The organism is Gordonia sp. Swx-4, assembly GCF_030316175.1.
Lineage (GTDB): Bacteria > Actinomycetota > Actinomycetes > Mycobacteriales > Mycobacteriaceae > Gordonia > Gordonia alkanivorans.
The window spans coordinates 569,088-585,377 of the sequence record NZ_CP128197.1; the positions used below are offsets into that span (position 1 = coordinate 569,088).

15 protein-coding genes are annotated in these 16,290 nt (G+C 66.6%); 7 read left to right on the forward strand and 8 right to left on the reverse strand.

Going from position 1 to position 16,290, the window contains the following annotated elements:
* Window positions 1-41 precede the first annotated feature (41 nt).
* The gene (locus tag PWF70_RS02595; protein WP_035755281.1) at window positions 42-2,174 is read left to right on the forward strand and encodes a DUF6541 family protein; all 2,133 of its coding nucleotides are present in this window, start codon (window positions 42-44) and stop codon (window positions 2,172-2,174) included.
* A gap of 16 nt (window positions 2,175-2,190) precedes the next feature.
* Here PWF70_RS02595 and PWF70_RS02600 read toward each other — a convergent pair whose 3' ends face one another.
* Window positions 2,191-3,780 (reverse strand): DUF222 domain-containing protein, encoded by a 1,590-nt coding sequence (locus tag PWF70_RS02600; protein WP_286352824.1) that lies wholly within the window; start codon window positions 3,778-3,780, stop codon window positions 2,191-2,193.
* Window positions 3,781-3,974: 194 nt separating this feature from the next.
* Here PWF70_RS02600 and PWF70_RS02605 point away from each other — a divergent pair, with 194 nt between their 5' ends.
* A complete protein-coding gene (locus PWF70_RS02605) occupies window positions 3,975-4,811 on the forward strand; it encodes an MBL fold metallo-hydrolase (RefSeq protein ID WP_286352825.1) in 837 nt (278 codons plus the stop codon).
* Window positions 4,812-4,815: 4 nt separating this feature from the next.
* Here PWF70_RS02605 and galE read toward each other — a convergent pair whose 3' ends face one another.
* Both galE and rfbB read right to left on the reverse strand, forming a co-directional pair.
* A complete protein-coding gene (galE, locus tag PWF70_RS02610; RefSeq protein WP_035755276.1) occupies window positions 4,816-5,835 on the reverse strand; it encodes a UDP-glucose 4-epimerase GalE in 1,020 nt (339 codons plus the stop codon).
* A gap of 51 nt (window positions 5,836-5,886) precedes the next feature.
* Entirely contained in the window at window positions 5,887-6,891 is a 1,005-nt protein-coding gene (gene rfbB, locus PWF70_RS02615; RefSeq protein WP_035755273.1) for a dTDP-glucose 4,6-dehydratase, read from the reverse strand.
* Window positions 6,892-6,988: 97 nt separating this feature from the next.
* Between rfbB and rfbA the strand changes: the two genes are divergently transcribed.
* Together rfbA and PWF70_RS02625 are read left to right on the forward strand one after the other, a co-directional pair.
* Complete coding sequence (gene rfbA / locus PWF70_RS02620; protein ID WP_035755271.1) at window positions 6,989-7,864, forward strand: glucose-1-phosphate thymidylyltransferase RfbA; 876 nt, start codon at window positions 6,989-6,991, stop codon at window positions 7,862-7,864.
* Window positions 7,865-7,892: 28 nt separating this feature from the next.
* Window positions 7,893-8,519 carry a dTDP-4-dehydrorhamnose 3,5-epimerase family protein gene (locus PWF70_RS02625; RefSeq protein WP_035755269.1) on the forward strand — a complete coding sequence of 209 codons (627 nt, stop codon included), beginning with the start codon at window positions 7,893-7,895 and terminating at the stop codon, window positions 8,517-8,519.
* A gap of 39 nt (window positions 8,520-8,558) precedes the next feature.
* Here PWF70_RS02625 and PWF70_RS02630 read toward each other — a convergent pair whose 3' ends face one another.
* On the reverse strand, window positions 8,559-9,338 hold the full coding sequence (locus PWF70_RS02630; protein ID WP_006356919.1) for a GntR family transcriptional regulator: 780 nt from the start codon (window positions 9,336-9,338) through the stop codon (window positions 8,559-8,561).
* 737 nt (window positions 9,339-10,075) lie between these two features.
* Between PWF70_RS02630 and PWF70_RS02635 the strand changes: the two genes are divergently transcribed.
* The gene (locus PWF70_RS02635) at window positions 10,076-10,684 is read left to right on the forward strand and encodes an MspA family porin (protein ID WP_308218274.1); all 609 of its coding nucleotides are present in this window, start codon (window positions 10,076-10,078) and stop codon (window positions 10,682-10,684) included.
* Window positions 10,685-10,719: 35 nt separating this feature from the next.
* The gene (locus PWF70_RS02640) at window positions 10,720-11,370 is read left to right on the forward strand and encodes an MspA family porin (RefSeq protein WP_006356917.1); all 651 of its coding nucleotides are present in this window, start codon (window positions 10,720-10,722) and stop codon (window positions 11,368-11,370) included.
* Between the two features lie 119 nt (window positions 11,371-11,489).
* Here PWF70_RS02640 and PWF70_RS02645 read toward each other — a convergent pair whose 3' ends face one another.
* Both PWF70_RS02645 and ppgS read right to left on the reverse strand, forming a co-directional pair.
* Entirely contained in the window at window positions 11,490-11,855 is a 366-nt protein-coding gene (locus tag PWF70_RS02645; protein ID WP_006356916.1) for a DUF2304 domain-containing protein, read from the reverse strand.
* Between the two features lie 7 nt (window positions 11,856-11,862).
* Window positions 11,863-12,564, reverse strand: a complete 702-nt coding sequence (gene ppgS / locus PWF70_RS02650; protein WP_006356915.1) for a polyprenyl-phospho-N-acetylgalactosaminyl synthase PpgS — start codon at window positions 12,562-12,564, stop codon at window positions 11,863-11,865.
* A 67-nt stretch (window positions 12,565-12,631) separates the two neighbouring features.
* On the opposite strand from ppgS, the gene PWF70_RS02655 reads away from it, so the two are divergent.
* Window positions 12,632-13,498 carry a glycosyltransferase family 2 protein gene (locus tag PWF70_RS02655; protein ID WP_035755267.1) on the forward strand — a complete coding sequence of 289 codons (867 nt, stop codon included), beginning with the start codon at window positions 12,632-12,634 and terminating at the stop codon, window positions 13,496-13,498.
* Here PWF70_RS02655 and PWF70_RS02660 read toward each other — a convergent pair.
* Both PWF70_RS02660 and PWF70_RS02665 read right to left on the reverse strand, forming a co-directional pair.
* Window positions 13,476-14,774 carry a polysaccharide biosynthesis protein gene (locus PWF70_RS02660; RefSeq protein WP_035755265.1) on the reverse strand — a complete coding sequence of 433 codons (1,299 nt, stop codon included), beginning with the start codon at window positions 14,772-14,774 and terminating at the stop codon, window positions 13,476-13,478. The genes PWF70_RS02655 and PWF70_RS02660 overlap by 23 nt on opposite strands.
* A gap of 8 nt (window positions 14,775-14,782) precedes the next feature.
* Window positions 14,783-16,150, reverse strand: coding sequence for a M1 family metallopeptidase (locus tag PWF70_RS02665; protein WP_035755263.1), 1,368 nt, complete (start codon window positions 16,148-16,150; stop codon window positions 14,783-14,785).
* Between the last annotated feature and the right edge of the window lie 140 nt (window positions 16,151-16,290).

The window sequence follows — 16,290 nt, forward strand, 5'->3', positions numbered from 1 at the left end:
CACCGTGGGTGTGACAAGCGAGTGTGGAAAGGCGCGGGGTGATGGTGCTGGCTGCGTGGGTCGTGATCGTGTCCGCGCTGGTGCTGATCCTGCCGGGCGCCTTCGTGGGTCGGCGGATGAACCTGCCCTGGCCGGTGGCGTTCGCGGCCGGACCGGCCATCACGTTCGCCCTGGTCTCCATCCTCACCGTCCTGTACTCGGCGGTCGGCTTCGAATGGAACGCGGTCTCGGCGCTTGTCGGCTTGGTCCTGGCCCTTGCCGGCGCCTGGCTGTACTCACGGCTGCTCGGCACGGGGATCGGACGTCGTCTCGCGCCGGTACCCACTGACACCGGCGAACCTCGCGTCGGCCGCACCGCGATCCTGCGTGCGGCTGCAGGCCTCGGGCTCGGTGGACTCATCATCGCGATCACCTGCATCCGACCGGTGGCCAAGACCGCCTTCGCGGGACTGAACAACATCTCGCAGGTGTGGGACTCGTTGTGGCACGCCAGTTCTCTGCGATGGATCGACGAGACCGGGATCGGTTCGGCCATGCGCATGGGCGAGCTGATGAACTACGACACCCAGGGGTTCAACTACTACCCGAACACGTGGCATGCGCTGGGTGCCTTGCTGTTCCCGCTGACCGGCGCGAACCCGGTCGAGCTGTACAACACGTATTCGCCTGCGGTGCTGGCCGTCACGGTCCCGCTGGGTGTGGCGTCGTTGGCCTACTGGTTCGCCCGGCACCGCTACGGCGTCGACAACTCTGCGTTGATCGCCGGCACGGCCGCCGCCGTCGCCGCGCTGTTCCCGTCGCTGCCGTACGTCGAGGTGCAGCTGACCTCGGTGCCCAATGCCGTCGGCGTGAGTCTGGCTCCGGTAGCAGCGGTCCTGGTTCTGAGCGTCGTCCGAGACCGGTCGCGAGTGGCACCTGCGGCCCTGGCCGTGGCCGGCGTGACCGCAACGCATCCGTCCGGTCTGATTCTCGTCGGCGTCATCGTCGGCCTGTGGTGGCTGTGTGAGGGTCTGTGGCGTCCGGCGACGAGTCGTTTGGCAGATCTCGCGACCCTGGCTGTCACCGCCGTCCTCACGATGATCTTGATCTCCCCCGTGGTGATCGGCACGATCCGCGTCGCCGACACCAACGAACTCCCGTTCTTCGACTTCCGGGAAGAAGGGATCGGAGTGCTGCGCGGCCTGGCGCAGGGCGCGTTCAACGGCACGATCCCGCTGGAGCTCAACCACTTCCCGATCTGGCCGCTGATCATCGTGACCGTCCTCGGCCTCGGGGTGCTGGCCTGGCTGCGATGCTGGGCGGGACTCGCCGTCTGGCTGGTCTTCGCGCTCGTGACGACCAACTCGGTGGTCTCGCTCGGTCTGCTGTCGTACCCGCTCGGCGCCATCGGCGGCTACTTCTACAACTCGCCGCACCGCCTCACCTTCGTCGTCGCCATCTTCTCGGCCGCGGCCGCGGGTGTCGCGATCGGCGTCGCGGTGATCGCGCTCATCGGCGTCATCGGACGGCGATTCGGGCAATCCGACGAGACGTCCGTCAAGGGCAACGCTCGCGCGGGTTGGCTGGTCGCGTCGACATACGTGGTGCTACTCGCATTGATCGCCGGTGCCGCGGTGGTCCGCTACCCGCCGAATGCGCAGATCGCCTCGAAGGAACGCGGCGGCAAGTACGTCGGCCCCGACGACCTCGCCGCCTACGCGTGGCTCGCCTCGCAGCCCGACGCCCGAGACGTGCTCGTCCTCAACAACCTCGACCAGGGCACCGGCTGGCTGTACCCGGTCACCGGCGTCACCCCGATGTTCCCGTTCTATCGGGCCAACGAGTTCTCCGAGCGGCAACGCGACCTTTTCTGGGGTGTCGCGAAGATCGGCGCCGACCCCGCGATCGACCAGATCGTCCGGGACATGAACGTGCACTATGTGATCGACTCCCCGACGAGTTACTGGGAGTTCCAGCGCGGCCGACCCGATCCGGCGAACGGCCACCAGGGCGACCCGTTCCTGGAGCTGCGCGAGAACGGCGCTCCTGGACTGACAGAGGTGTTCCGCCAGGGCGAGGCCGTCGTCTACCGCGTCAACGACCTGGTCTACCCGCCGCCACCGCCTGTCGAGGGTGCACCGGCTGAAGGCGTGCCGCCAGTGGAGGCTCCGCCGGTTCCGGTCCCCGCTCCCTGAGCTGTGAGGAGTGCTCCTATCCTGAGTGCCCGTACGCGTGGTTGAGAAGTGCTGAGGCGACTACGAGTTCGACGGGTGTGGCGTGACGGAGGTCGATGACTTCACGCAGGTGGAGGCGTGGGGTATCGCCGGACGCCTTGTCAGGTCCGTGGATTTCGGTGCGCACGTGTTGTAGGTGTTCGGCGAATCGGCGGGGTATGTCGGGTCGCCGGTTGATGCGTTCGGGGTTGGGTGGGGCGCCGGGTTGGGTGTTGAGTCGCCAGGCGCAGCGGCCTTCGTCGGGTCCTTCGCGGACCATGCGGGTGGTGTATTGGCCGGGTTGGTCGCCGACCATTCGGTTGTGTTTCGGGCAGGCGGGGGTGAGGTCGGTGATGTCGGTGAGTCCGCCGAGTCCCCAATCGAGTTGGGCGTGATGCATTTCCACGTGTGCGGCGGATTGGTCGCAGTCGGGTGTGGAGCAGTTTTCGCCGTCGGGTCGGGCGAAGGAGACGAGGCGTTGTTCGCGGGTGGCGAGGCGTTTGCCGCGGCCGAAGTAGAGCGGGACGGCGGTGGCGTCTTTGAACACGGCCAGCCAGGGTTGGGCGTCGGCGGCCATGCGGATGACATCGTCGATCGGGATGAGGGTGCCGGTGGCGGTGGTGGCGAACCCGGCTTCGCGGAGTAGATCGTTGAGGTCGGCTTTGAAGATCATCTGCATCGGCAACCCGCGGTGGCTTTTGCCGAGCATGCCGTCCTCCAACACCGCTTTCAGGAGGGCGTTGAAGGCGTCGTGGTTGAGCTGGGCCGGGGTGCGGTCATCACGTTCGGCAGCAGCGGCAACGGCGTCGGGGTCGGCGTCCTCGATCGACCCCCGCGGGGAGTCGGGGTCGTCGGGGTTGTTCATGCCGGGTTTCGCCCAGACGGCGAGCAGCATGGTGACCCGGGCAAGGAGTTCAGGGGTGAGGGTGGCGGTGAGTTTGGCGGTGCCGTCGGCGCGTTGCCGGTTCACGTACAGATTCCGGCGACGTTTGCGGTCGGTGTCGTCGGTGAGTGTGCCGTCGGGGTCGAGGTGGGCCAGTAGCCGCGAGCCGAGGGCGGTGATGTCGGCGGGGGTGTGGTCAACGGCGATCTCGGCCATCTGTCGTTCGGCGGCGACTTTGACGTCGTGGTCGGTGGCGTGCGGGATCTGGTCGAGTACATCGAGTACTGCCCGGACGTGGGAGGTGCTGACCTTGCCGTCGGCCAATGCCTCTGCCAGAGCAGGGCGTTCGGGTTCGAGTGGTTCACCGGTCGGGCTGAGGTGGGTGGCGGTCGCGTGGCGTTGTTTGGTGCGGCGCATGGGGTCGGCCATGCGTAGGCGGTGGGTCATGAACTGGGTGATGCTGCGGTGGCCGGTCTTGTGGGGTAGGTCGCGGTCGGCGATCTCGACGATTTGCCGGTCGCCGGCGAAAGTCATTCGGGCGATTGCCCGTTCGGTCTCGGCAGCGACGTCGACGAGCTCGGCATCCGAACACTGTGTCAGATCAACAGTCTGCAGCTCGGTGGTGATCCGGTGCAGTTCACTCAGAAGTTCTTCTGCGCGCGAAGTGGGACCATCAGCCTGAGAGATCTCGGTCAAGACGGTCACCCCCCCCCGGAAACATCGTGCGAATATATGTTCGACAGTACACCCGATTAGCCAGTGCTGCAACGATTGTCGCCAGAAATACGTCGCAAGGGTTTTGTCGGTGTCGCCTGGTATTGTCCACATCTCGTCGGTTCGCCGTCCGAATCTGTGCGGAACCACTGACCTGTTGACCGGGCCCGCGTTAGCGTCGAACCATGCAGCCGTGGATGTGCGTTTTCTGCGCAAACGAGTTCGCTCCCGACGCCGACCTACCCGAGGTCTGCCCGATCTGTGACGACGACCGGCAATGGATCCCGACGAGCGGGCAGCAGTGGACCCGGCTTGACGAGAACGCCGACAACGCGCTCGATGTTGCCGAAGAGGAGCCGGGTCTCATCCGGCTGTCGCTGCGACCGGCGGTCGGCATCGGGCAACGAGGATTCCTGGTGGCCACCCTGAACGGCAATATCCTCTGGGAGCCGCCGGGGTTCATCGGTCCGTCCCTCGTCGGCTGGCTGGAAGAGCACGGCGGTGTCGAGGCCATCGCCGCCAGCCACCCGCACCTCTACGGCGCGAGTGTCTCGCTCAGTCATCGGTTCGGCGGGGTCCCGGTCTTCTACAACGATCTCGATCGTCGATGGCTGACCCGGCCGGACCCCGTGGTCGAGTTCTGGTCCGGCGAAGCCGAGGTTCTCGGCGGAGTGCGACTCATCCAGTGCGGCGGACATTTTCCCGGCAGCGCTGTGCTGCACCTACCGGACGCCGCCGACGGTCGGGGAGCGCTGCTGACCGGCGACACCGTCAAAGGTGTCATGCAGCCGGGAATGGTGACGTTCATGCGCAGCTATCCGAACATGATCCCGTTGTCGCCCAGGCTCATTCGTCAGATCGTCGACCGGGTCACGGCCCTGCCGTTCGACCGGCTGTACGACGCATTCGGCGTCGTCGTGGACAAGGACGCACGCGAGGTCGTCGAGACGTCGGCCCGGCGCTACATCGGGTGGGCCACCGACGAGATCATCGATCCCGACGATTCGTACGCGGCTCGGTGACGGTTCAGGCGTCGGGGTAGCCCGTCGGGTTCTCGGACTGCCATCGCCACGTGTCGACGCACATGTCGTCGATTGTCTTGGTGGCGTGCCAGTTCAGATCGGCGTTCGCCCGGGTGGGATCGGCATACGACGCGGCGATGTCACCGGGTCGGCGGGGTGCGATCTCGTACGGGATCGGCTTGCCGCTGGCCTTCTCGAAGGCGTGGACGACCTCGAGGACCGAGACACCCTGCCCGGTACCGAGGTTCCACGTCGACATGCCGGTGTCGCCGGTGCTGATCCGGTCCAGAGCGGCGACGTGTCCGGCGGCGAGGTCGTCGACGTGGATGTAGTCGCGGACGCCGGTGCCGTCAGGGGTGTCGTAGTCGTCGCCGAAGACCGACAGCTTCTCGCGCCGGCCCACCGCGACCTGCGCGACGAACGGCATCAGATTGTTCGGGATGCCCGACGGGTCTTCGCCGATCTGACCGCTCGGGTGCGCGCCCACCGGGTTGAAGTAGCGCAGCGCGGCGATCCGCCAGGCGTCGGAACTGGCGGCGACGTCGCGCAGCACTTGCTCGATCATCACCTTCGTCCAGCCGTACGGATTGGTGGCCGACGTCGGGAGGTCCTCGGTCATCGGTAGCTCGGGGTCCGCACCGTAGACGGTCGCCGACGACGAGAACACCAGCGTGTGGACGTCGTGGCGTTCCATCGCCCGCAACAGCGAGAACGTGGTGCCGAGGTTGTTCTGGTAGTAGTCCAGCGGCTTGGCCACCGATTCGCCGACCGCCTTGTACCCGGCGAAATGGATGACCGCGTCGACGTCCTCGTGAGCGAAGAAGTGTTCGGTCTTGTCCACGTCCGCGAGGTCGAAGGCGTGCACCGGGATGGAACGACCGCTCAACGCCTCGAGCCGACCGACCACGGTGGGCTTGGCGTTGCTGAAGTCGTCGACGATGACGACGTCATGACCGGCGGAGACCAGCTGGATCACGGTGTGCGAGCCGATGTAGCCCGCGCCGCCGCTGACGAGTACGCGCATGAAACCACCGTAGGCGGCGGACCTGGGAGAACGCCAAACGACCGGCAGCGGTCAGCCCGTCACCCGCTCGGTGGCGGCGTATTTCTGTTCGACGGCGTCCTTGGCGGGCTGCCACCAGTCGGTGTTGTCGCGGTACCAGTCGATGGTGGCGGCCAGGCCGGCGCGGAAGTCGTTGTAGTTGGGTTGCCAGCCGAGTTCGGTGCGTAGGCGGGTGGAGTCGATGGCGTAGCGGCGGTCGTGGCCGGGGCGGTCGGTGACGAAGTCGAACGCGTCGGTGGGTTGGTCGAGGAGTTCGAGGATGGTTTCGACGACGGTGCGGTTGTCGACCTCGCCGTCGGCGCCGATCAAGTAGGTCTCGCCGATCCGGCCCTGGTCGATGATGGTCCACACCGCGTCGTTGTGGTCGTCGACGTGGATCCAGTCGCGGACGTTGCGGCCGTCGCCGTAGAGCTTGGGGCGCTCACCGGAGAGGACGTTGGTGATCTGGCGGGGGATGAACTTCTCGATGTGCTGATACGGGCCGTAGTTGTTCGAGCAGTTGGAGATGGTCGCGGCGACGCCGAAGGACCGCACCCACGCCCGAACGAGAAGGTCGGAACCGGCTTTGGTCGAGGAATACGGGCTCGACGGGTTGTAGGCCGTGTGCTCGGTGAAGCGGGCCGGGTCGTCGAGGTCGAGGTCGCCGTAGACCTCGTCGGTGCTGATGTGGTGGTAGCGCACCTGATGGGCGCGCACGGCTTCGAGCAGCGTGTAGGTGCCCACCAGGTTGGTGTGTACGAAGGCCGAGGGGTCGGCCAGGGAGTTGTCGTTGTGGGATTCGGCGGCGAAGTGCACCACCAGATCGGCCTCGCTCACCAACCTGTGGACCAGGGCGGCGTCGGCGATGTCGCCTTCGATCAGTTCGACGCGGTCGGCGACCGGGGCGAGGGTTTCGGGGTTGGCGGCGTAGGTGAGTTTGTCCAGGACCCGAATTGAGACGTCGGGGCGGGTGGCCAGGGTGCGCAGCACGAAGTTGGCGCCGATGAAACCGGCACCACCGGTCACGAGAACACGCACGTCGTTCCTTCCGCCAGAGGTATTCGTGGACGTCACTCTACCGAGGCGCCGGGTGTGCACTCGGTGAGCCGGATCGTCGGGCACTAGGCTGAAGCGCATGCGAGGGATCATTCTGGCCGGTGGTACGGGCACGCGCCTGCACCCGATCACGCAGGGTGTGAGCAAGCAGCTCGTCCCGGTCTACGACAAGCCGATGATCTATTACCCGCTCTCGACGCTGATGCTCGCCGGTATCCGCGACATCCTCATCATCACCACTCCGCACGACGCGCCGGCCTTCCAGGGGTTGCTCGGCAACGGTGACCAGTTCGGCATCAACCTCACCTACAAGACCCAACCCTCACCCGACGGACTCGCGCAGGCCTTCACGCTCGGCGCCGACCACATCGGCGACGAGTCGGTGGCACTCGTGCTGGGCGACAACATTTTCTACGGTCCCGGTCTCGGCAGTCAGTTGCAGGGCTTCGAGAACGTCGACGGCGGTGCGGTCTTCGCCTACTGGGTGTCCAATCCAGAGGCCTATGGGGTGGTCGACTTCGACGCGAACGGTACCGCGATCTCGCTGGAAGAGAAGCCGGCACAACCGAAGTCGAGCTTCGCCGTGCCCGGTCTGTACTTCTACGACAACGACGTGGTCGAGATCGCCCGAGGTCTCGAGCCCAGCGCCCGCGGTGAGTACGAGATCACCGACATCAACGCCCACTATCTCGAACGCGGCAAACTGTCGGTGACGGTCCTGCCGCGTGGCACCGCCTGGCTCGACACCGGAACCTTCGACAGCCTTCTCGACGCCGGTAACTTCGTGCGTACCGTCGAACAACGCCAGGGTCTCAAGATCGCTGTGCCGGAAGAGATCGCGTGGCGTCGGGGCTTTCTCGACGACGACGGGCTCCGGTCCCGCGCGGAGAAGCTGCGCAAGTCCGGCTACGGTGACTACCTGCTCGAAATCCTCCAGCGAGGCAAGGGGTTTTGAGTACACATCCGACGCGAAAGGCTTATCCATGAAGGTGCGACCGCTCACGATCGACGGCGCGTGGGAACTCACGCCGGTCCAGCACGGTGACGCACGCGGCCTGTTCGCCGAGGCCTTCAAAGGGGACCTGCTCGCCGAGGTGATCGGCCATCGCTTCGACCTTGCCCAGGTCAACCTGTCGGTGTCGGCGGCGGGTGTGCTGCGCGGTGTGCACTTCGCCGATGTGCCTCCCGGACAGGCGAAGTACGTCACCTGTGCGTCGGGCGCCATCCTCGACGTCATCGTCGACATCCGCGTGGGGTCCCCGACCTTCGGCACCTACGACACCGTCCTGCTCGACGACGTCGACCGCCGTGCTGTTTATCTGTCGGAGGGGCTCGGACATGCGTTCTGCGCGCTGGCCGACAACTCGACCGTCACCTACCTCTGCTCCACCGGGTACAACCCGTCCGGTGAACACGGCATCAATCCGCTCGACCCCGAACTCGGCATCGAGTGGCCGACGCACGCCCGCGACGGGTCGCCGCTGGAGTACGAACTGTCCGAGAAGGACACTGCCGCACCGGGTCTCACCGAGGCACGCGAGTCGGGGCTGCTTCCGGATCGCGACGACGTAACCGCATTCCTGCGGGGGCTCGCCGGCGATCAGCTGTAGTGACCTGACGCGTGTCGTCAGCCGCCGTATGCCGCTCGGTCACTCACTGATCTCGACATCGAAACGCATGGTCGTGGCGTAACGGTCGGCGGGGTGAATTCCCTCGAAGACCCCGATGAGCCCGTCCTCGGTGATGAATCGCCGCGTTATCGCGAGTGCCGGGCTGCCGGCTGCCGCCCGAAGATGCTCGGCTTCATGGTCGTCCAACAGGGTGACCGCGATGGACTGTTCCAGACTCTGCAGGGTCAAGCCGAACTGGCGGGTGATGCGAGGGAACACGGCAGTTTGCGCATCTGCAACACGGTCTCGGACCGCGACGGCGTATTTGGTGGGAATGTAGTAGGTGTTGAAACCCATGGGCAGGGGATTGTCGACGGTTCGTCTCAGCCCCGTCCACTTGAGCCAGTCGCGCGCGTCGCCGAGGAGGAGACGACGACTGTCGAACACCGCGGCCGGTCCCGGCTCATCGATCAATTCGAACCGGGTGCTCTCGGTGTACTGCCGCACAGCATTGTCCTCGTCCGATGCCCGCAGGATGTAGCGTGCCTGCGAGACGTACGACAGCACCGTGGTTCCGACGCCCCGCTGGCGGGAGATCAGTCCGCTCTGTCGCAGATCTGCCATCGCGGCACGGACCGTGTGGCGCGAGACGCCGAATCGGGCGCACAGTTCCATCTCGGTCGGGAACTTGCTGCCGATGTCGTATTCGCCTGCCGCGATCTCTGCCCGAAGCGTTCGCGAGAGCTCGCGATGGAGCGGGCCGCCGCGCCTGTCGCGTGGACTGTTCGGCTCGCTGTCTGAGTTCTCGGATTCGGTCACGGAGTTCCTTGATGTAGAGCGTCGGTCGACTGCGTACCGTCCTATCAGAAGTCGTCCCCGTTGGGGTGTGTGGCGCTGGTTTCGGACGTGCGTCTCCCGCAATGTCCGGACTTGGATGAGGACCAGCGGCGCCGCAGTGGACGGGTTGAGCGTTCTCGTGCACGCACGCCAAATGGGTCGCGTCGGCGTCCGAGTTCGTCGCCGTGCAAACCGCCGAGCACGCCCGACGATGGTACGAAAGCCCAGTGAGACAACATTTCCTGTCTGTCTCCCAGTAGCCTGCCGGCATCGGTGGCATCCCGGCGACCTCGCCTTTTGATGATCGTACGCGCGGGCCGATCGCCGTGCCTGGTGGTAGAAGGTGGGATGCGTCACTGGACGACCCTTGTGGAGATCTGGGTCTCTGGGCTATACATTGTCCGTACAAATGAACGGCATCACGAAAGGCAGTGCGCGCTCGCGCGTGCGGTGCCGGCCGAAGCCGGACTCGCCACGCACCTGAGTCGGCCGTCCAGAGCATCGCGTGGAGGTGCGTGCGGCGAGTTCTCCGATCCGTGCAAGTGAGGTCGAAAGATGCTGTCCGGGTAGCGACTTCATCACTGAACACGTCGGCCTCGACGAGAAGTCGGGCTGCTGCGTGCGTTCGACAACCGTGGCTTGTGGGCCGTCGGTCTCTTCGGCGTGCGTCCGTGCCCGGTGATGTCCGAACAAATGTCCTGCGAAGAAGGGTTCTAGGAGTGAAACAAGTAGGTATGGCGGTAGCGGCGGCGGCGTTGGTGCTGCTGGCATCGGGAACCTCACCGGCTTCGGCGGCTCCGCTGCCGAACGGGTACAAGAAGGTGTCCGAGGGTGCCGTGACGGTGCAGACCTGGCGTACGGGCGAAACCGCGATGCCCGCGACGTCGATGGCCGCCAACGGCATCGGGCGTTCAGCGGTGCTATCGGGCGAGGTCACGACGCGGGTGTCGAAGGGGGAGGGCCGGCTGAGGGTCGGGTACCTCGTCGGCTGCCAGGTCTCGGTCGGCAACCTGACCGCCGGGGTGTCCGGGACGCTGTCCGCGGCCCCGACGGTCTCTGGCAGTATCTCGTTCCCGCTGGCGCCGGGCGAGATCAAGGCCGTCCAGTTGTCCGTGCAACCCATCGTCGACGGACTGGCTCGGTATCAGTATTCCGGGCTGGAGGTCGAAGTGCAGGGTTGTGGTGGATTCGCGCAGGCCCGTTCCTTCGCGAAGGTGGAGGCAGTCGAGGGATACGCCGTCGATGCAGGCACCACGGCGAACAACATCGGCGGCGAGGGTGCCTACGTGCAGTCGACCCTCTACGGCAAGCCGTTCAGCCTCAACTGAGCCGAATTACCCAGCGAGAGAGAAGAACACAGCGGATGAATAACAAGAGTCTGGCCGTTCGCGGAGTAGTCGCCCTGGCCGTCGTAGCCGGGGCAGGTTCTGCCCTGGGGGCGGGTTCGGCCGTCGCGGGACCACTGCCGGGCGGTTCGGCATACGAAGACCTCGGCGGCGGCACGTCGATGACCGCGAAGCTGGCCGAGGAGCGGGTCTCCTACCAGCGATCGGGTGTGGCCGCGGTGCCGACCAGCCGCGAGGTCTGGGTCAGTGGCAAGGTGCGCGTGTCCCTGACGGGCAAGGCGACCGGTGGCATCATCAAGGGCGGCTACGTGGTGGGCTGCCAGGTCAATCTGGCGGGTGTCGGATTCTCGGGCAATTCGACGGCGAACCAGTCCGGCATGGCGTCGGCCGGCGCCGGTTCCACGCTGTCCCTGGGACCCGGTCAGGCGGCGTATGTGCCGATCATCAACCAGACCAATTCGCTGGTCGATGCCGACAACGAGCTGTACCGGATCAACGGGTACAAGTTCGCCGGCACGAGCGCATCCGTCGCCTACAGCCAGGAACCGTTGCGGGTCAACGGATGCGCCGGGTACGCCCAGGCGCGGGCGCGGATGTCCATCCAGGTCACGGCGGGCGGGCTCAAGAGCGAGACCGTCCTGTGGGGCAAGCCGTTCAGCTTGGGCTGATCAAGGTTCCCTCTCACGGGTGAGGCGGTTCCCACTTCGGACAGGTGCGTCGGAGTGGGGACCGCTCGCCGTGGTCGAGAGCCGTGGTCGAGAGCCGAGGCGCCGCACTATACGAGCCCTCAGTCCTGAACGCCGTCGGTCTCTCCCGGTCGGTGCGGCTTCTCGGCATTCTGCAACGCGATGGCGCGGGCGAGGCGGGCGTACTTGACCTCGAGGTCGCGGAACCGCAGGTATGTGGACACCGTGGTGAACGCGAACGCGATGACCAGTAGGAACAGCACGAGGTCGAGGCCGCGTTGGATTCCGATCTTGTTCGCGACCCAGGTGACGTCGTCCTGGCGCAGCATCGCGTAGAGGCCGAAGCCGACGAAGGCGACGAACAGGATCTTCACACCGGCCGACGACCGGGCGGTGCCGCGGTTGACGACAAAGAAGCCGACGAGCGCGAGCAGGCCGATGATCGCGAGGATCTGGAACCAGATCATGCGTTGTTCACTTCCTCATCCGGGTGTGGAACAGGCCGTCGGCGACGATGTTGACGCCGTTGATCAGCGATTGTCCCTTCGCGCGTGAGTATTCGGTGTAGAGGATCGTGACCGGTTGCTCGGCGACCCGCCACTTGTGGTGGTCGATCAGCGCGATGAACTCCGATGCGTGACTCATCCCGCTCATGAGGAGGTCGAGGTCGTCGGCGACCTTTTTGTTGAAGACACGAAGTCCGTTGTGCGCATCGGACAATCCGAGCCGCCGCGTGCGCGGGCTGAGGAAGACGATGGTGCGCAGGGCCATTCGACGCAACACCGGGACGGACTCGCTGCGGCCCTCGGCGAAGCGGGTGCCGACGATGATGTCGACCGGTTCGGTTCGCAGGCGGGCGACCATCGCCGACACGTCGTCGACCTGATGCTGGCCATCGGCGTCGAAGGTGACGAAGAAGCGCGCGCCGGGCTGCTTGCGGGCGTACTCGACGCCGGTCTGGATGGCGGCGCCCTGCCCGAGGTTCACCGGGTGCCGCACGAGATGGACGCCGGCGGCCCTGATCTCCTCGGCCGAGTTGTCCGACGAGCCGTCGTCGACGCAGACGATGTTGGGAAATGTCTCGCGCGCCTTGGCGGCGACCCCCCGGATCACCTGTCCCTCATTGAAGACGGGTACCACCAGCCAGACGTCGGCATTGGTGATGGGGTCGGCCATGGTGAACAACCCTAACCCGGCCGGTCGCGGTACTCATCGCCCGGCACGGCCCGGCTAGTCTTGTCGGGTGCCGATCGACGTGATGATGCCCTTCTACGGCGACGTCGCGCAGTTCCGCGAGGCGGTGACCAGCGTCCTCGACCAGGGTGACCCGGATCTGCGGCTCGTGGTGGTCGACGACTGCTATCCCGACCCCACGCCCCGCGAATGGCTCGCCTCGCTGAACGACGCCCGCGTCCGCTACGTGCGCAACCACACCAACCTCGGCGTCAACGGCAACTTCCGGCGCTGCGTCGACCTCGTGACCGCCGACTGGTTCGTCGTCATGGGCTGCGACGACGTGATGCACGCCGACTACCTGGCGACGGTCCGCACCCTGGCCGGGCACCACCCGGACGCGTCGGTCATCGCGCCCGGAGTCGACGTCATCGACGAGAACGGCCGTGCGGTGCGTCCGCTGGGGGACCGGATGAAGAACGTGCTGGCGCCCTCCCGGGCGACCGTGCTGTCCGGTGAACGCCTCGCGACCAGCCTCTACCACGGCAACTGGACGTACTTCCCGTCGTTGCTGTGGCGGACCGCCGCGGTGCGTGAGGTGGGTTTCCGGCCGGGACTGGAGATCGTCCTCGACCTTGCGCTCCTCGTCGACCTTGCCGCCGCCGACGGCTCACTGGTCTACGACCCCGAGGTCGTGTTCTCCTACCGCCGCCACAGCGCGTCAGTGAGTTCGGTGCAGGCCGTCGACGGACGGCGCTTCGACGAGGAGAACCGCTTCTTCGCGGAGGAGGCGCAGCGGTGCGCGGAACGCGGCTGGCCCAAGGCGGCGCGGGCGGCCCGGCTGCATGTGACCTCGAGGATGAACCACCTGCAGGCGCGGGTTGGTGCGCAGGTCGGCAAGGTTTCGACGGGGCTCACCCGGCGACAGGGGCACTAGGCCGCCGCAGCACCCCGACCATGTGCACGCCGAGGCCCACGAGTGGTCCGACGACGAGGGCGACGCAGGTCCGGACCTCGACGTCGGCCGGGATCAGCAGCATCCCGACCGCGACCACGGTCGCGACCCACCACCCGGCCGCATACCAGCGGTGCGCGCCGGCGGCGATCGCGGCGGCACCGGTGACGGTCAGCAGGGCCAGGCACGTGGCACCTGCGGTGAGGAGTGCGACGACGTAGCCGTCGAGGTCGAAGTCGGCGCCGAAGACCGACCGGAGCAGCCAGGGCCCGACCAGCCACGCGGCCGCGACCCCGACCCCGCCGACGATGCCGACGATGCCGAGCGGAGCGGCCAGCGCGGCGATCCGCCGATCGCGGCCGTCCACGAATCGCGAGATCAGCACGCCCTGGAAGCTGTTGAGCGGCACCAGCAGCGGGGCACGCGTGAGTGTCACCGCCAGGATGAGTGCGCCGATGATCCGGGCCTCGTCGGCGTCGGGGGTGCCGCGCAGGTTGGCAGTCAGGTTGATCAGCACCGGGAAGCCCATGACGAGAACGGCACTCGCCGCGGCGGCGGCCATCGCGGTCAGGGTGTTGGTGGTGAGTCGACGCGGCGACACGTCCCCGCCGATCCCGACCGCCCGGCGGGCCGCCGATGAACCGAGCAGCAGCAGGCCCCACGACGCGGAACCGATGACGGTGATGACCAGGAATGCTGTGGTGCCCCAGCCGGCGGCCACCGCGACGACGGCACCGGCGAGACGGATCAGCGCGTCGACAGACAGCAACACCGCGAACGACGACCAGCTCAGCATCCCGGACAGGGCGCCGCACAGGTGTGCGTACACCGCGAAGCTCGCCACCCCGACCGACAGCAACGCCACCGACAGCCAACGCTGATCGGTGAACACCTGACCGCTCCACAGCGGCGAGGTCGCGGCCACGAGCGCGGCCAGGCCGACTCCGATCCCGACGTTCACGGGCAACGGTCGCGACCGGACGGCATCGTCGGAGGCCGCGCGCACGGCACGCGTCGTCTCCTGCAGCTGACCGTTCTGCGCACCGGTGACGAGGCCGTAGGCCGCCCAGAACACCGCGAAGACTCCGTACCCGATCGCGCCGAGATGTCGTGCGGCCAAGAGCAGCACGACATAGCCCGACGCGGCGGCGATGAGCGTCGCGATCGTGACGCGTCCCAGCGACCGCGCGTCGGTGTCGGTTCCCTCGGCCGCGCCGGAAGGGGAGTCCGGCGTCGGTGCCGGCGTGTCCGTCGTCATGAGGTGCCTCAGGACGGAGTGGGGAACGGCGGTAGCTCGGGGGTGAACAGCCAGGCGTCCCACAGGTCCTTGAGCGGCTTCGACGAGTGGTTGGCGGCGAGCGACATGAAGTCCTCGGTGGTCACCGACCCGTAGCGGTACTTCTCGGTCCAGCGGCGAAGCAGGGCAAAGAAGTCGCCGTCGCCGATCCGCAGACGTAGGGCGTGCAGCGTCAGCGCACCGCGTTTGTAGACCCAGTCGTCGAACATCTTGCGCGGGGTGGGATCGGCCAGCGGCACCTTCACCGGCGCGGCGTCGAGCTTCTCGTAGTAGTGGCGGGCCCACTCGTCGGCGCTTCGGCCACCGGATCGCTGGCTCCACAACCACTCGGCGTAGCAGGCGAATCCCTCGTGCAGCCAGATGTCCCGCCAGCGCGCGGCGGTCACCGAGTTGCCGAACCACTGATGTGCGAGCTCATGGGCGATGAGGCGGTCGGCGTCGCGGCTGCCGTCGCAGTGATTGGCACCGAAGGTCGAGAAACTCTGTGCCTCGATGGGGATCTCGAGTTCGTCGTCGGTGACGACGACGGTGTACTGCGGGAACGGATAGGGCCCGAACATCTCGATGAACGCCGAGATCATGTCCATCTGTGGTCCGAAATCGATCCCGAAGTTCTCCTCGAGACGGGACGGGATGAGCCCGGTAACCGGAAAAGGCTTGTCGGCCAACGGGATCTGCTTGTACTGGCCGATCTGGATGGAGGCCAGGTAGGTGGGCATCGGCTCCACCTGCTGGTAAACCCAGGTGGTCTGTGCGGCGCGGACCCGCTTGGACTCCAGCACGCCGTTGGCGAGCGCGTGGTACGGACTGTCGGTGGTGATCGAGATCCGGTACGGCGCTTTGGCACTCGGGTGATCGTCACACGGGAACCACGATGCGGCGCCGTTGGGCTGGTTGGCGCACAGCGAGCCGTCGGTCAGTTCCTCCCAGCCCACCTCGCCCCACGGGCCTCGAATCGGACGGGGGCTGCCGTGGTAGCGGACGGTGATCGTCATCGCGCCGCCGGGCGGCACCGGGGTGTCGGGGGTGATGGTGAGTTTGTTGCGGCGATGGCTGAAGCGGGCGCGCTTGGCGTTGACCGAGACCCGCTGCACGGACATCGTGCCCGCGAGATCGAGGGTGAAGCGCTTGAGCTCGCGCAACGACGTCGCGGTCAGGACCGCGGTGCCGTCGAGGCGATTGCTCGCGACCTTGTACTCGAGTTCGAGGTCGTAGCGCGAGATCCGGAAACCGAGATTCCCGTTGTCCGGCACGTACGGATCGAGGACATCGGACGGTGCGCCCAGGACGGGCTGCCCGGTATTTGCTCGCGACCCCAGGCCAGACTTTCCCGGCACTCTCGACTCCTACTCCGTTCTGCCGTATGGCATGTTCGCCGGCGGTCGGATGGCCGTGGCCCCCGGGCGCCGGTACGGTGCCTTTGGTCACGACGCGGTTGCGTTTGATGACTCGATTTCGGCGTAACACCCGCGACGAG

Excerpts from the sequence above, each read along its gene's own strand:
- PWF70_RS02595 (WP_035755281.1), top strand. The coding sequence starts at position 42 with ATGGTGCTGGCTGCGTGGGTCGTGATCGTGTCCGCGCTGGTGCTGATC.
- PWF70_RS02605 (WP_286352825.1), top strand. The coding sequence starts at position 3,975 with ATGCAGCCGTGGATGTGCGTTTTCTGCGCAAACGAGTTCGCTCCCGAC.
- galE (WP_035755276.1), bottom strand. The coding sequence starts at position 5,835 with ATGCGCGTACTCGTCAGCGGCGGCGCGGGCTACATCGGCTCGCACACC.
- rfbA (WP_035755271.1), top strand. The coding sequence starts at position 6,989 with ATGCGAGGGATCATTCTGGCCGGTGGTACGGGCACGCGCCTGCACCCG.
- PWF70_RS02625 (WP_035755269.1), top strand. The coding sequence starts at position 7,893 with ATGAAGGTGCGACCGCTCACGATCGACGGCGCGTGGGAACTCACGCCG.
- PWF70_RS02640 (WP_006356917.1), top strand. The coding sequence starts at position 10,720 with ATGAATAACAAGAGTCTGGCCGTTCGCGGAGTAGTCGCCCTGGCCGTC.
- PWF70_RS02645 (WP_006356916.1), bottom strand. The coding sequence starts at position 11,855 with ATGATCTGGTTCCAGATCCTCGCGATCATCGGCCTGCTCGCGCTCGTC.
- ppgS (WP_006356915.1), bottom strand. The coding sequence starts at position 12,564 with ATGGCCGACCCCATCACCAATGCCGACGTCTGGCTGGTGGTACCCGTC.
- PWF70_RS02660 (WP_035755265.1), bottom strand. The coding sequence starts at position 14,774 with ATGACGACGGACACGCCGGCACCGACGCCGGACTCCCCTTCCGGCGCG.